Origin of the sequence: Duganella sp. HH101 (genome assembly GCF_001758795.1) — a bacterium.
Classification (GTDB): Bacteria; Pseudomonadota; Gammaproteobacteria; order Burkholderiales; family Burkholderiaceae_D; genus Rugamonas; species Rugamonas rivuli.
The window spans coordinates 461,457-474,965 of record NZ_LRON01000003.1; the positions used below are offsets into that span (position 1 = coordinate 461,457).

Below are 13,509 nucleotides of genomic sequence, written 5' to 3' on the forward strand. Positions count from 1 at the left end.
CGGGGCTCCTGCGCGAGGGTGGGTGAACCCTAGCGTAGCACAATCGCGCGCCACACGGATCGCCCGATCAGCTGGCCAATGCCGCCGGCGCCATGCGCATGCTGACGCCGAAGCGGTTGAAGGCGTTCATCAGCGATACCGCCACCGTCAGGTCGGCCAGTTCTTTTTCGCCGAGGATGGCGATCGCTTTTTGATAGTCGCTGTCCGGCACATTGGTCTGGGCCACGCGGGTCACGCTTTCGGCCCAGGCCAGGGCGGCGCGCTCCTTCTCGCTGAACAGCGCGGCCGCTTCTTCCCACACCGGCACCAGCACCACCTTGTCGATCTTGACGCCCTGGCTCAGCAGGTCGCGGGTGTGCATGTCGATGCAGTAGGCGCAGCCGTTGATCTGCGACACGCGCAGGTAGACCAGCTCCACCAGCTCGGCCGGCAGGCCGCAGGTCTGCACATAGCTCTTGACGGCGGCGAAGCCCTTGTAGGCTTCCGGGGCGTGCTTGAATACTTCGAGGCGCTTGCTCATGGCGTTTCCTTGATTGATTGCGAATGAGCGTATTCTGCTGGCGCATGGCCTAGCCGTGAAGAGCCAAGAATGGGCTATCGGACTAGGCCATGTTTACATCAGCCTGAGTATCCGCCTGCCGAGTTCCCGCGCCCGCTGCGGCGTGTCGATGTTGGTGAAGGCCAGCAGCAGCGCAGACGCCGCATGCGGCAGCACGCAGCGCTCGGACAGCGCCAGCGCGGCCATGCCGTCCTGCCGCATGCGCTCGGCCAGTGCGCGGTCGGTGTGGCGGCCCTTCATGCGCAGCACCAGGTGCATGCCGCCCGGCTGCGGATCGATGCGCAGGTGCTTGCCCAGCACCGCGCCCAGTCCTTCGGCGGCGATCCGGCGGCGCTCCGCGTACAGGCGGCGCATGCGCTGGATGTGGCGGGCGAAGTGGCCTTCGTTCATGAAATCGCTGACGATGGTTTGCATCAGCGCCGGGCCGGCGGCGGCGAAGGTCTGGCTTATCTGTTCGAAGCGCGCCACCTGCGCCGGCGGCACCACCAGGTAGGCCAGCCGCACCGCCGGGAACAGCACCTTGCTGAAGGTGCCGGCGTACAGCACGCGGCCGTCGCGGTCCAGGCTTTGCAGCGCCGGCAGCGGGCGGCTGGCGTAGCGGTATTCGCCGTCGTAGTCGTCCTCCACGATCCAGGCGCCGGCCTGCCTCGCCCAGTCCAGCAGCGCCAGGCGGCGCGGCAGCGACAGCGCGACGCACAGTGGGCTTTGATGCGCGGGCGTGACGATGGCGGCCCTGGCGCGCGGCGCGGTGGCCACGCCGTGCGATACCACCAGTCCGTCGGCGTCCACCGCCACCGGGGCCAGTTTCATGCCGGCCTGTTTCAGCAGCTCGCTCGTCGGCGGGAAGCCGGGGTCTTCCACCCAGACGCCGTCGCCCGGTTGTAGCAGGGCGCGCGTCACCAGCTCCAGCGTGTTGCGGTAGCCGGAGGTGATGAACACCTGCGACGGCGCGCAGTCGATGCCACGCGACAGTTGCAGGTAGGTGGCGATGGCGGCGCGCAGCGGCGCCTGGCCGGCGAAGGCAGGGTAGGCCATGTCATCGGCTTGCGTGGCGCGGATTGCGCGTGCCGCCAGCCGCGCCCACACCTTGCGCGGGAAGGCGTCCAGCGCCGGCAAGCCCATTTGGAAGGGGCGGTTCAGCGGGGTGGGCATCGCCGACGCTGCCGATGTCGTGGGATGAGCGCGGGCTCGCGGTGCGCGTGCGGGTGCTGGCGTGGTTGCCGTCGAGGCATGGCGGGCCAGCGCCGGCGTCACCACGGTGCCGGCCTGGCCGCGCGTTTCGACATAGCCTTCGGCGACCAGCAGCGAGTAGGCCGCTTCCACCGTGCCACGCGCCAGTCCTAGTTCCAGCGCCAATGCGCGAGCCGAAGGAATGCGGGCCTCCGGCAGCAGCAGGCCTTCCGCGATGGCGTTGCGGAAGCGGGTATAGATCTGCCGGTACAGCGGTTCGGCGGCGGTGGTGTCGAGCTGGAGGAAGTCGGGCTGGTTTTTCATGGCCTAGTCGAAATGTCGTTTTATGGCTCTGTAGATTATGCCATTGCGCTCATAAGATGGCGTTTTGAAAGGATCGGCCATGAGTGAAAAACTGAGGGATGTCGAGACGGAGGACCAGCTGCGTGCCTGCTACCCGGTGATGAAGCAGCTGCGCCCGCACCTGGAAACCGAGGACGATTTCGTCGCCCGCGTCACGCGCATGGGGCAGCAGGGTTATCGCATCCTGGCCGCATGGGAGGAGGGCGAAGTGGTGGCGCTGGCCGGTTATCGGCTGGAGGAGAATCTGGTGTATGGCAAGTTCATGTACGTGGACGACCTGGTGGCCGGCGAGAAGACGCGCGGCCAGGGCTGGGGTGCGCGGCTGCTGGAGCATCTGACCGTGTATGCGGAACAGGCGGCGTGCGTCAAGCTGGTGCTCGACACCGGGATGGCGAACGCGCTGGCGCAGCGTTTCTACTTCCGCCAGGGGCTGCTGACGGGCGCCATGCGTTTCGGTAAATTCCTGAATGCGGGGGCGGCATGAAGATCCTGCACATCACTTGCAGCGCGCGCGGGCAGCAGTCGGTGAGTTATCGCCTGTCCCAGCGCGTGATGGACCGGCTGTTGTCGCGGCACCCTGCCGCGCAGATCGTCACGCGCGACCTGTGGGCCGAGCCGCTGCCGCATATCGACGGCGAGTATGCGGCGGCCCTGGGCGGCACGCGTGACCGGGTATCGGCGGCCGCGGCACGCGGCTTGTCGTCGCTGGCGTTGTCGGACCGCTTGATCGCCGAGCTGCGCGATGCAGATTGCGTGGTCATCGCCACGCCGATGCACAACTTCACCGTGCCGTCGGTGTTGAAGGCGTGGCTGGACCACGTGGTGCGCATCGGCGTCACCTTCAACGCCACGCCGGAGGGCAAGATCGGCACGCTGGCGGACCGTCCGGTGTACATCGCCGTCAGCTCCGGCGGCTACCGCACCGGCGAGCGCGCCCGTCAGCCCGACTTCCTCGAACCCTATCTGCGCGCCATCCTGCCGACGATAGGCCTGAAGAGCCTCAGCTTCCTCTCCGTCCAGGCCACGGCATTCGGCCCGGAAGCGACAACGGCCGCTTTCGCGGCCGTCGAGCGGGAGCTGGAAACCTGCGTCGCTTAAATCCGGCGCACCACCACGCAGCCGATCGAGTAGCCTGCGCCGAAGGAGCAGATCACGCCCAGCTGGCCCGGGGCCATGTCGTCCGAGTGCTTGTGGAAGGCGATCACCGAACCGGCCGACGAGGTGTTGGCGTAGGTGTCCAGGATCACCGGCGCTTCGCCGGGCTCGGCGTCGCGGCCCAGCACCATGCGGCTGATCAGCAGATTCATGTTCAGGTTGGCCTGGTGCAGCCAGTAGCGGCGCACCTGCGGCACTTCCAGCCCGGCGCCGGTGATGGTGTTCTTGATCATCTCGGCGGCCATCGGGCACACGTCCTTGAACACCTTGCGGCCCTGCTGGCGGAACAGCTTGTCCGGCTGGCCGATGCCCGCCTCATCGAAACGGTTCAGGAAGCCGAAGTTGTTGCGGATGTTGTTGGAGAAGCTGGTCTTGAGCTTGGTCTCGACGATCTCCCAGCGGTGCGAGCCCTTGGCCGTGTCGGCCGCCTCGATCACCATCGCCGTGCAGGCGTCGCCGAAGATGAAGTGGCTGTCGCGGTCGCGCCAGTTCAAATGGCCGCTGGTGATTTCGGGGTTGAGCACCAGTACCGCGCGCGCCTGGCCGCTCTGCACCGCCGCCACCGCCTGCTGGATGCCGAAGGTGGCCGACGAGCAGGCCACGTTCATGTCGAAGCCGTAGCCTTCGATGCCCAGCGCGCCTTGCACTTCGACCGCCATCGCCGGATAGCCGCGTTGCATATTGGAGCAGGCCACCAGCACCATGTCGATATCGGCCGGCACGCGGCCGGCGCGGTCCAGCGCCTGGCGGGCGGCGGCCACGCAGATCTCGGCTTGCAGCGACAGTTCCTCGTCCGCGCGCTCGGGAATGCGCGACACCATGCGCGCCGGGTCCAGGATGCCGGTCTTTTCCATCACATAGCGCGACTTGATGCCGGAGGCTTTTTCGATGAAGGCCACGCTGGACATTTCCAGCGCCGCGACCGTGCCTTCCGCGATGGCGGCGGCGTTGTCGGCGTTGAACTGTTCGGCGTAGGCGTTGAAGCATTCCACCAGCTCTTCATTGGAGATCGACTGGGCTGGCGTAAAGAGGCCGGTACCGCTGATGACAGCTTGTTTCATGTTTAAACTTTCAAATTTAGCAATGGCTCACGCCAATAATGAGGCAAATTCTACACAATGGCTGCACGTTAGGCGAAAATAAAAGCGGCGCCCTTGCGGCGCCGCTGAAAAAAATGGGGTCAAGTCTGACATTTGGACACGGGCTCTACCGTAAAGCGCTTTACGGTAGAGCCCGTGTCCAAATGTCAGACTTGACCCCAAGGTTTTATTTCTTGGCCAGATCCTTCTTGATGCCGCCGAGCGCGGCTTCGGTCTGCACCACCGTGGTTTCCGGCTTGGCCAGCTGGACCGGCAAGCCTTTCAGGTGGTTCAGCGCCTGCGCCAGCTGGAAATCGTCGGCGCTGCCGTACTCCAGCGGCTTGCGCTTTTTCTCCAGCGCCACGATGCGCAGCTGCTCTTCCAGCTCGTCGCGCTTGCTCTTGGCGATTTCCTGGTCGCGGTCGTTGCTCAGGTGTTTGTCCAGGTCGGCCTCGCGGGTGCGCAGCGCGTTCAGGCCGTCGCCGTCGGCGTTCTCATCCACCGCCAGGTCGGGCACGATGCCCTTGGCCTGGATCGAGCGCCCGTTCGGCGTGTAATAGCGCGCCGTGGTCAGCTTGACGGCGGTGTCGGCGGTCAGCTGGCGGATGGTTTGCACCGAACCCTTGCCGAAGGTCTGGGTGCCGATGATCTCGGCCCGCTTGTAGTCCTGCAGCGCGCCGGCGACGATCTCCGAGGCCGAGGCCGAACCGGTGTTGACCAGCACCGCCATCGGCACCTGCTTGATCGCGGCCGGCAGCTTGGCCAGCGCGTCGCTGTCGTTGCGCAGCGCGTAGTACTCGGGACGGCCGTAGAAGATCTGCTTGGAGTCCGGCAGTTGGCCGTTGGTCGAGACGATGGCTGCATCCTTGGGCAGGAAGGCCGCCGCCACGCCGATCGCGCCTTGCAGCACGCCGCCCGGGTCGTTGCGCAGGTCCAGCACCAGACCCTTGATGTTCGGGTCCTGTTTGTACAATTCGATAATCTTGGCGGCCAGGTCGTCGACGGTCGGTTCCTGGAACTGCGAGATGCGCACCCAGGCGTAACCAGGCTCGACGAGCTTGCCCTTGACGCTCTTCTGGTGGATTTCCTCGCGCGTGATGTTGAACACCAGCGGCTCGGCCTCGCCCTTGCGCAGGATGGTCATGCTGACCTTGGTGTGCGGCTCGCCGCGCATCTTCTTGACCGACTCGTCCAGGCTCAGGCCCTTGACCGGCGTGTTGTCCAGCCGGGAGATCAGGTCGCCCGCCTTGATGCCGGCGCGCCAGGCCGGCGAATCCTCGATCGGCGCGACGATCTTGATGTAGCCGTCCTCGCTCTGGCCGATCTCGATGCCGAGGCCGACGAACTTGCCCTGCGAACCTTCGCGCAGTTCGGCGTAGGCTTTCTTGTCCAGGTAGGCGGAGTGCGGATCCAGCGAGGCCACCATGCCGGAGATCGCTTCGGTCAGCAGCTTCTTGTCTTCGACTTTTTCGACGTAGTCGGATTTGATCAGGCCGAACACATCGGCCAGCTGTCGCAGCTCTTCCAGCGGCAGCGGCGGGTCCACCGGCTTTTGCGCCATGGCGGAAAACTGCAGCGAGATCGCGACACCGGCCACGACACCCAGGCCGACCAGTCCGGAATTTTTTAGTTTCTTGCCCATGTTTCACCTATCGAAGCTATTGCCGACAGCCGTCGCCGGTGGGCCTTCCCGCCGCAACGTGCTTGAGTTGAGTATAAACCTGATTCCCGGCAAACGTAGTAGCCGTCACGAAATGATTTATACCTTTACGAGAATTTACAACGCTTGCCGTTGACTTTTAAAGCACGCCAGCGCCTGCTTGCGAAGTATCAAGTTTGCCGTTTTGTACGCAGTGTATCCCCCACGTTCACGACCGTAAGCAATTGTAAGAAGTCCTGTAACGGCGGGGGGCGCGACCTAAACTGAACTCGTATTTCTCTCTACCCTGAAGTGGTTTTCGCCTGCGCCCCAAGCGCAGGCTTTTTTTTATCCATGGAGCCTACATGCGTATTAACTTCCGTTCCACGTTGCAGCGCCTGAGCGCTGCGTTGGCCTTGAGCGCCGTGCTGTCGCCGGCGTTTGCCCTGCCTGTCATGGAGATGCGCGCCGAGGATTTCCTGCCGATGGCGGCCGAGCTGAAAAAATCGCTGAACCTCAACGCCAACCAGCAGACCCTGTGGCAGCAGACCGAAAGCAAGACGCGCAACCTGCTGCGCGAGCGCCAGGCCCGCCGCGAGCGCCTGCAGGCGGCCACGCTGGAAGCGACCAAGGGCGCCAACGTCGAACTGCGCGACCTGGCCAAGGCGGTCGACGAGGAAGCCACCGCCGCCGCCAGCGAGGAAAAGCTGCTGCGCGAATGGTGGCTGACCGTCAACGATGCCTTGAATGAAACGCAGCGCCAGAGCGTGGTGCAACTGGTCGGCGAACAACTGCTGCGCGTGCCGGACAACGGCGCCCACGGCGCCGCGCCGCACAAGCAGGAAGGCGGCGAGCAGCAGCATCGCGGCGGCCGCAAGAGCGGCATGGGCGGCGGCGTTGGCGGGCCCGGCGGCGCCAGCATCAGCCTGCCCGGCGGTGGCGGCTAAGGGATACCCCTAGCGCGGGCGGGGCGGTGTGTATCGTAAAGTAAAAAACCGCCCGCTGATCAATTTGCAGGCAGGGCTGCCGGTAGAATATCCAGCCTATGAATAAACTGATCTCCTTAGCCTGCCTGGCCCTGTTGGGCGCCGCCGATGTCTCCGCACAAACCGGCGCGACGCCCACCCAGCCGGTGCTCGGGCCGGACGGCAAGCCGCTGCCCAAGATCACCATCAGCGGCGGCCGCGCCGGCGATATGGACGAGCGCCGCAACTCGGTGGCGGGCAAGCAGGTCTACGGCCGCGAGGAGCTCGACCGCAACGGCGACAGCAACCTCGGCGACATCCTCAAGCGCCTGCCGGGCGTCACCATCGGCGGCCGGCCTGGCCGCGGCGGCGATGTGCGCATGCGTGGCATGGGCAACGGCTACACCCAGGTGCTGCTGAACGGCGAACGCCCGCCCGCCGGCTTCTCGATGGAATCGCTGGCGCCCGACCAGGTCGAGCGCATCGAAGTGATGCGCGGCCCCATCGCCGAGCACAGCACGCGCGCCATCGCCGGCACCATCAACATCATCCTGCGCGACGGCTACCAGCAAAAAGACAATCAGCTCAAGTTCACCGACAGCATCGAGCAGGGCCGCCACGCGCCCAATCTGTCGCTGACGGCGCCGGGCAAGAGCGGCAGCCTGAGCTGGCTGCTGACCGGCTCGGTCTTCGAAAACCGCCAGCACGACCAGACCGCAACCGTCAACCGCGACACCCGCAGCGACGGCGTGGTGCTTAAGGACCAGGACGTCCTCGACGAAACCAGGCGCAGCTCGCGCGGCATCCACCTGACGCCGCGCCTGTCGTACAAGTTCGACAACGGCGATACGCTGAACTTCCAGCCCTTCCTGATGGTCAACCGCAGCGACAGCGACGGCCGCAGCGACCTGACGCAGAACGCCGGCCTGGTGCCGGCCGCGCTGCTGCAGCCGCCCGAATACAACCTGGCGCTGACCGGCACCCACGCCGAATCGACCTTCCTGCGCGGCTTCGGCAACTGGGTGCACAAGCTGCAGGGCGCGGCCAAGCTGGACGTCAAGTTCGGCTTCGGCAGCGGCCACAGCGACAGCGATTCGCTGCGCTATCAATACGACAACGCCGGCAATCTGCTGCAGCGCTACACCGACGACTCCACCGTCCGCGACCGCAGCGCCAGCACCGGCGGCAAGTACACCACGCCGCTCGGCAAGGAACACGCGCTGGCGGCCGGCTGGGATATCGAGCTGGGCCACCGCGCCGAGACCAAGACTTCGCTGGACAAGAACGGCGTGTCCCAGTTCGGCGATTCCGGCAACGACCTGACGGCCGACACCCGCCGCCTGGCCGTGTTCGCGCAGGACGAGTGGGACATCAGCCAGCAGTGGTCGGGCTACGCCGGCCTGCGCTGGGAAGGCATACGCACCACCAGCACGCGCGCCGGCCAGGACATCGGCAACACCAGCAGCGTGCTGAGCCCGCTGCTGCACGGCGTCTACCGCATTCCCGGCCACGACAAGGACCAGATCCGCGCCAGCCTGACCAAGAGCTACAAGGCCGCCAACATCCAGGACTTGATCGCGCTGCCGTCGCTGTCGCGCCTGAACAGCGCCACCCGTCCCGACCGCACCGGCAACCCGGACCTGAAGCCCGAACTGGCGACCGGCCTGGACTTCGCCTACGAACACTACCTCGGTCGCAGCGGCATCGTCACTGCCGGCGGCTTCATCCGCGACATCAAGGACTTGATCCGCCGCGAGCTGACCTTGCAGGACACGCCGACCGGCCCGCGCTGGGTCTCGACACCGGGCAACATCGGCCACGCGCGCACCAAGGGCATCGAGCTGGAAGCCAAGTTCCAGTTGCAGGAGTTGATGGCGGACGGCCCGGCGATCGACTTCCGTTCCAACTACAGCCGCTTCTGGTCCAGCGTGGACGGCATCCCCGGCCCCAACAACCGCCTCGACGCGCAACCGAGGCAGACCGCCAACGTCGGCCTGGATTACCGCCTGAAACCGGTGCCGCTGACGCTGGGCGCCAGCCTCAACTGGACGCCGCCGACCCTCATCCAGAGCAGCGCCGAGCAGCTGGTGTACACCAGCCGCAAGCGTTCGTTCGACGCCTACGGCCTGTGGAAATTCGATGCGCGCCATCAAATCCGCATTTCTGCGAATAATCTGATGGCGGAAGACGCCCTCGGTAATAATGTTGTCACCACCAACGGCCTGGCACAATTGGCCGATACGACCAACCAGACGTACGTCGTCTGGAGCGTCAAATATGAAATGAAGTTTTAACCACGAGGGAATTGCAGTGAAACGATACTTGCTGAGCACGCTTGCCTTAAGCCTGATGACCGCCTACGCCGGCGCCGCCGCCGCCGATCCTGCCCCGGTGTCCGGCATCGACACCCAATACATCGACGCCAGCGTGCGTCCGCAAGACGATTTCTATCGCCACCTGAACGGCGAGTGGCTCAAGGTCACGCAAATCCCGGAAGACAAATCGAGCTGGGGCACCTTCGCCAAGCTGCGCGACGACGTGCTGCCGCAACTGCGCGGCATCATCGAAACGGCCGAGGCCGATAAAGCCCGCAAGGCCGGCAGCGACGCGCAAAAGATCGGCGACCTGTATGCCAGCTTCATGGACGATAAAAAGCTGGAGACGCTGGGCGCCAAGCCGCTGGCGGGCGAGCTCAACCGCATCCGCGCGATCAAGGACAAGAAAGCCTTCCCGATGCTGATCGCCCACTTGAGCGAGCTCGGCGTCAGCACGCCGTACGGCGTCTACGTCAGCCAGGATGCGCGCGAATCGACCAGGTACGCGGTCGGCATTTCGCAAAGCGGCCTGGGCCTGCCGGACCGCGACTACTACCTGAAAAAAGACGACGCCAAGATGGTCGACACGCTGGCCAAGTACGAGGCGCATGTGGCCAAGATCCTGGCCCTGGGCGGCGACAAGCACGCCGCCGCCAGCGCCAAGGCCGTCGTCGCGCTGGAAACCGCGCTGGCCGCCGCGCAGTGGACCAAGGTCGAGAACCGCGACCCGGTCAAGCGCTACAACAAGACCGCCATCGCCAAGCTGCCCGAACTGGCGCCGGGCTATGACTGGCAGCACGCGCTGGCCGCGGCCGGCGTGGCCAGCAAGGTCGACTACGTGATCGTCAACCAGCCGAGCTACCTGGCCGGCTTCAACGCGCAGCTGGAAAAGACCGACCTGGCGACCTGGAAATCCTACTTCGAATGGCAGCTGCTGCGCCGCGCCGCGCCGTATCTGTCGAAGGATTTCGCCGACGCCAGCTTCGATTTCTACAGCACCGTGCTGACCGGCATCGAGGTCAAGCCGCCGCGCTGGAAATCGGCGGTCGGCCTGGTCGAAGGCAGCCTGGGCGAAGTGCTGGGCAAGCTGTACGTGGGCCAGTACTTCCCGCCGGAGCGCAAGGCCCGCATGGAAGAGCTGGTGAAGAACCTGCTGGCGTCGTACAAGACCAGCATCGACACGCTGGACTGGATGAGCCCGGAGACCAAGAAGGAAGCGCAAGCCAAGCTGGCCAAGTTCACGCCCAAGATCGGCTACCCGAACAAATGGCGCGACTACTCGTCGCTGGCCATCGTCAAGGGCGACCTGGTGGGCAATGTGCTGCGCGCCTCGGCGTTCGGCCATCAGCGCATGATCAACAAGCTGGGCAAGCCTATCGACCGCGAAGAGTGGGGCATGACGCCGCAGACCATCAACGCCTACTACAATTCGACGATGAACGAGATCGTGTTCCCGGCAGCGATCCTGCAGCCGCCGTTCTTTGACGCCAAGGCCGACGACGCCGTCAACTACGGCGCCATCGGCGCGGTGATCGGCCACGAAATCAGCCACGGCTTCGACGACAAGGGCAGCCAGTCCGACGGCGACGGCAACCTGCGCGACTGGTGGAGCAAGGAAGACCGCGCCAACTTCAAGGCCAAGGCCGACGCGCTGACCAAGCAGTACGACGGCTACAGCCCGATCGAAGGCTACCACGTCAACGGAGCGCTGACCCTGGGCGAGAACATCGCCGACAACAGCGGCGTGGCGATCGCCTACAAGGCGTACAAGCTGTCGCTGGGCGGCAAGCCGGCGCCGGTCATCGACGGCCTGACGGGCGACCAGCGCTTCTACATGGGCTTTGCCCAGGTATGGCGCAGCAAGACGCGCGACAAGCAGCAGATCGTGCTGATCAAGACCGACCCGCATTCGCCGGGCCAGTTCCGCGCCAACGGCACCTTGGTCAACCAGCCGGGCTTCTACGAAGCCTTCGGCGTGAAGCCGGGCGACCAGATGTATGTTGCGCCGGAACAGCGCGTGATCATCTGGTAAGCGCTTAACCACTGGGAAGAACGCAAAAAAAAGGCCACCTCGCGTGGCCTTTTTGCTATTGTTTCAAAGTAACAACGGGGTCAAGTCTGACATTTGGACACGACCTCTTCCGTAGTAGTGACATACGGTCGGGCTCGTGTCCGAATGTCAGACTTGACCCCATCATTGGAGATAGACTTGAAAGTACATATGTTAAGCGCGCTGATGTTGGCGCTGCTGGCGTCGGCCGGCGTCCAGGCACAACAAAAAATCTCGGGCGTCGACCTGGCCGAGATCAACGCCGCCGTCCGCCCGCAGGACGACTTCTTCCTCAACCTGAACGGCAAGTGGCTGGCCAAGACCGAGATCCCGGCCGACAAGTCGAGCTGGGGCTCGTTTGAAAAGCTGGAGGACGACACCAAGCCGCAACTGCGCGCCATCATCGAGGCCGCCGCCGCCGATCCGAACAAGACGCCCGGCTCGGACGCCCAGCGCATCGGCGATTTCTTCGCCAGCTACATGGACGAGGCCAGGCTGGAGCAGCTGGGCCTGAGCCCGCTGCGCGCCGAGCTGGACCGCGTGGCCGCGCTCAAGGACAAGAAAGACATCCCGGCCCTGATCGCCCACTTCAACCGCTACGGCGTGACCGCACCCTACGGCTTCGCCATCCACCAGGACAACAAGGATTCCACCAAGTACGTGGCCGACATCGTCCAGGACGGCCTGAGCCTGCCAGACCGCGACTACTACCTGAAGAAGTCGGACAAGAAGATGGCCGACACGCTGGCCAAGTACCAGCAGCATGTGACCCGGATGCTGACCCTGGCCGGCAACGCCAACGCGGCGGCCGACGCCAAGGCCATCGTGGCGCTGGAAACCGAGCTGGCGAAAATCCAGTGGACCAAGGTTGAACTGCGCGACCCGGTCAAGGCTTACAACAAGGTGCCGCTGGACAAGCTGTCCAAGCTGGCGCCCGGCTATGACTGGGCCACCTGGCTCAAGGACACCGGCATCGCCGGCAAGGTCGACTACGTCATCGTCAGCCAGCCGAGCTTCATCACCGGCTTCAACCAGGTGCTGAACAAGACGCCGCTGGCGACCTGGCAAGCCTGGTTCCGCTGGCAGGTGATCCACGCCAACGCGGCCTATCTGTCCAAGGATTTCGCGCTGGAGAACTTCGCCTTCTACGGCACCGTGCTCAGCGACATCAAGGAGCAGCAGCCGCGCTGGAAGCGCGCGGTCAACGCCACCGACGGCGCGCTGGGCGAGAGCCTGGGCAAGCTGTACGTGGCGCAGCATTTCCCGGCCGAGCGCAAGCAGCGCATGGAGGCGCTGGTGCAGAACCTGCTGGCCGCCTTCAAGCAGAGCATCGACACGCTGGACTGGATGGGCCCTGCCACCAAGGAACAGGCGCAGGCCAAGCTGGCCAAGTTCATGGTCAAGATCGGCTATCCGAACAAATGGCGCGACTATTCGCCGCTGGTGGTGGCCAAGGATGACTTGGTGGGCAATATCCAGCGCTCGCGCGCGTTCGACTACGACAAGGAAGTGAACAAGCTCGGCAAGCCTATCGACCGCGACGAATGGGGCATGACGCCGCAAACCATCAACGCCTACTACAACCCGGAGTTGAACGAGATCGTGTTCCCGGCCGCCATGCTGCAGCCGCCGTTCTTCAACGCCGACGCCGACGATGCCGTCAACTACGGCGCCATCGGCGCGGTGATCGGCCACGAGATCAGCCACGGCTTCGACGACCAGGGCGCCCAGTACGACGGCGACGGCAATCTGCGCGACTGGTGGACCAAGGCCGATCACAAGAACTTCGCCGCCAAGAGCAAGATGCTGGTCAAGCAGTACAACGCCTTCAGCCCGGTCAAGGGCTACCACGTCAACGGCGAGCTGACCCTGGGCGAGAACATCGCCGACAACTCGGGCGCGGCGATCGCGCTCAAGGCTTACCGGATTTCGCTGAACGGCCAGCCGTCGCCGGTGATCGACGGCCTGACCGGCGAGCAGCGCTTCTACATGGGCTTCGGCCAGGTGTGGCGCAGCAAGATCCGCGACGCCCAGCAAATCGTTTACCTCAAATCCGACCCGCACTCGCCGGACCAGTTCCGCGCCAACGGCACGGTGCGCAATCAGCCGGGTTTTTACAACGCTTTTGGCGTAAAACCGGGCGACAAGATGTATCTGGCGCCAAAAGACCGCGTCAACATGTGGTAACACTTTATGCGGTAGCGGCCCTGTGAT

The 13,509-nt window shown here is 64.7% G+C and carries 10 protein-coding genes; 6 read left to right on the forward strand and 4 right to left on the reverse strand.

Features of this window, described 5'->3' with window-relative positions:
- Positions 1 to 67 precede the first annotated feature (67 nt).
- Together DUGA2_RS07265 and DUGA2_RS07270 are read right to left on the reverse strand one after the other, a co-directional pair.
- Positions 68 to 520, reverse strand: a complete 453-nt coding sequence (locus tag DUGA2_RS07265) for a carboxymuconolactone decarboxylase family protein (protein ID WP_070268248.1) — start codon at positions 518 to 520, stop codon at positions 68 to 70.
- Positions 521 to 613: 93 nt separating this feature from the next.
- Positions 614 to 2,053: a PLP-dependent aminotransferase family protein gene (locus DUGA2_RS07270; protein WP_070268250.1), complete on the reverse strand. Its 1,440-nt coding sequence runs from the start codon at positions 2,051 to 2,053 to the stop codon at positions 614 to 616.
- Positions 2,054 to 2,132: 79 nt separating this feature from the next.
- On the opposite strand from DUGA2_RS07270, the gene DUGA2_RS07275 reads away from it, so the two are divergent.
- Together DUGA2_RS07275 and DUGA2_RS07280 are read left to right on the forward strand one after the other, a co-directional pair.
- Complete coding sequence (locus DUGA2_RS07275; protein WP_070268252.1) at positions 2,133 to 2,576, forward strand: GNAT family N-acetyltransferase; 444 nt, start codon at positions 2,133 to 2,135, stop codon at positions 2,574 to 2,576.
- Complete coding sequence (locus tag DUGA2_RS07280) at positions 2,573 to 3,190, forward strand: FMN-dependent NADH-azoreductase (RefSeq protein WP_070268254.1); 618 nt, start codon at positions 2,573 to 2,575, stop codon at positions 3,188 to 3,190. The genes DUGA2_RS07275 and DUGA2_RS07280 overlap by 4 nt, the downstream gene beginning before the upstream one ends.
- Here the strand turns inward: DUGA2_RS07280 and DUGA2_RS07285 are convergent.
- Together DUGA2_RS07285 and DUGA2_RS07290 are read right to left on the reverse strand one after the other, a co-directional pair.
- Positions 3,187 to 4,308 (reverse strand): beta-ketoacyl-ACP synthase III, encoded by a 1,122-nt coding sequence (locus DUGA2_RS07285; RefSeq protein ID WP_070268255.1) that lies wholly within the window; start codon positions 4,306 to 4,308, stop codon positions 3,187 to 3,189. The two genes, DUGA2_RS07280 and DUGA2_RS07285, sit on opposite strands and share 4 nt — an antisense overlap.
- A 205-nt stretch (positions 4,309 to 4,513) precedes the next feature.
- On the reverse strand, positions 4,514 to 5,968 hold the full coding sequence (locus DUGA2_RS07290) for a S41 family peptidase (protein ID WP_070268257.1): 1,455 nt from the start codon (positions 5,966 to 5,968) through the stop codon (positions 4,514 to 4,516).
- Between the two features lie 362 nt (positions 5,969 to 6,330).
- Between DUGA2_RS07290 and DUGA2_RS07295 the strand changes: the two genes are divergently transcribed.
- The 4 genes from DUGA2_RS07295 (at position 6,331) to DUGA2_RS07310 (ending at position 13,482) form a co-directional block, all read left to right on the forward strand.
- On the forward strand, positions 6,331 to 6,912 hold the full coding sequence (locus DUGA2_RS07295) for a hypothetical protein (protein ID WP_070268259.1): 582 nt from the start codon (positions 6,331 to 6,333) through the stop codon (positions 6,910 to 6,912).
- A gap of 98 nt (positions 6,913 to 7,010) precedes the next feature.
- On the forward strand, positions 7,011 to 9,224 hold the full coding sequence (locus DUGA2_RS07300) for a TonB-dependent siderophore receptor (RefSeq protein ID WP_070268261.1): 2,214 nt from the start codon (positions 7,011 to 7,013) through the stop codon (positions 9,222 to 9,224).
- A 55-nt stretch (positions 9,225 to 9,279) separates the two neighbouring features.
- Positions 9,280 to 11,277, forward strand: coding sequence for a M13 family metallopeptidase (locus tag DUGA2_RS07305; RefSeq protein ID WP_070268263.1), 1,998 nt, complete (start codon positions 9,280 to 9,282; stop codon positions 11,275 to 11,277).
- Positions 11,278 to 11,466: 189 nt separating this feature from the next.
- Entirely contained in the window at positions 11,467 to 13,482 is a 2,016-nt protein-coding gene (locus DUGA2_RS07310; RefSeq protein ID WP_070268264.1) for a M13 family metallopeptidase, read from the forward strand.
- Positions 13,483 to 13,509 lie beyond the last annotated feature (27 nt).

What these genes read in the sequence shown, in the direction of transcription:
- DUGA2_RS07285 (WP_070268255.1), bottom strand. Translation starts at nt 4,308, where the DNA reads ATGAAACAAGCTGTCATCAGCGGTACCGGCCTCTTTACGCCAGCCCAG.
- DUGA2_RS07310 (WP_070268264.1), top strand. Translation starts at nt 11,467, where the DNA reads ATGTTAAGCGCGCTGATGTTGGCGCTGCTGGCGTCGGCCGGCGTCCAG.
- DUGA2_RS07265 (WP_070268248.1), bottom strand. Translation starts at nt 520, where the DNA reads ATGAGCAAGCGCCTCGAAGTATTCAAGCACGCCCCGGAAGCCTACAAG.
- DUGA2_RS07295 (WP_070268259.1), top strand. Translation starts at nt 6,331, where the DNA reads ATGCGTATTAACTTCCGTTCCACGTTGCAGCGCCTGAGCGCTGCGTTG.
- DUGA2_RS07305 (WP_070268263.1), top strand. Translation starts at nt 9,280, where the DNA reads ATGACCGCCTACGCCGGCGCCGCCGCCGCCGATCCTGCCCCGGTGTCC.
- DUGA2_RS07270 (WP_070268250.1), bottom strand. Translation starts at nt 2,053, where the DNA reads ATGAAAAACCAGCCCGACTTCCTCCAGCTCGACACCACCGCCGCCGAA.
- DUGA2_RS07300 (WP_070268261.1), top strand. Translation starts at nt 7,011, where the DNA reads ATGAATAAACTGATCTCCTTAGCCTGCCTGGCCCTGTTGGGCGCCGCC.
- DUGA2_RS07290 (WP_070268257.1), bottom strand. Translation starts at nt 5,968, where the DNA reads ATGGGCAAGAAACTAAAAAATTCCGGACTGGTCGGCCTGGGTGTCGTG.
- DUGA2_RS07280 (WP_070268254.1), top strand. Translation starts at nt 2,573, where the DNA reads ATGAAGATCCTGCACATCACTTGCAGCGCGCGCGGGCAGCAGTCGGTG.
- DUGA2_RS07275 (WP_070268252.1), top strand. Translation starts at nt 2,133, where the DNA reads ATGAGTGAAAAACTGAGGGATGTCGAGACGGAGGACCAGCTGCGTGCC.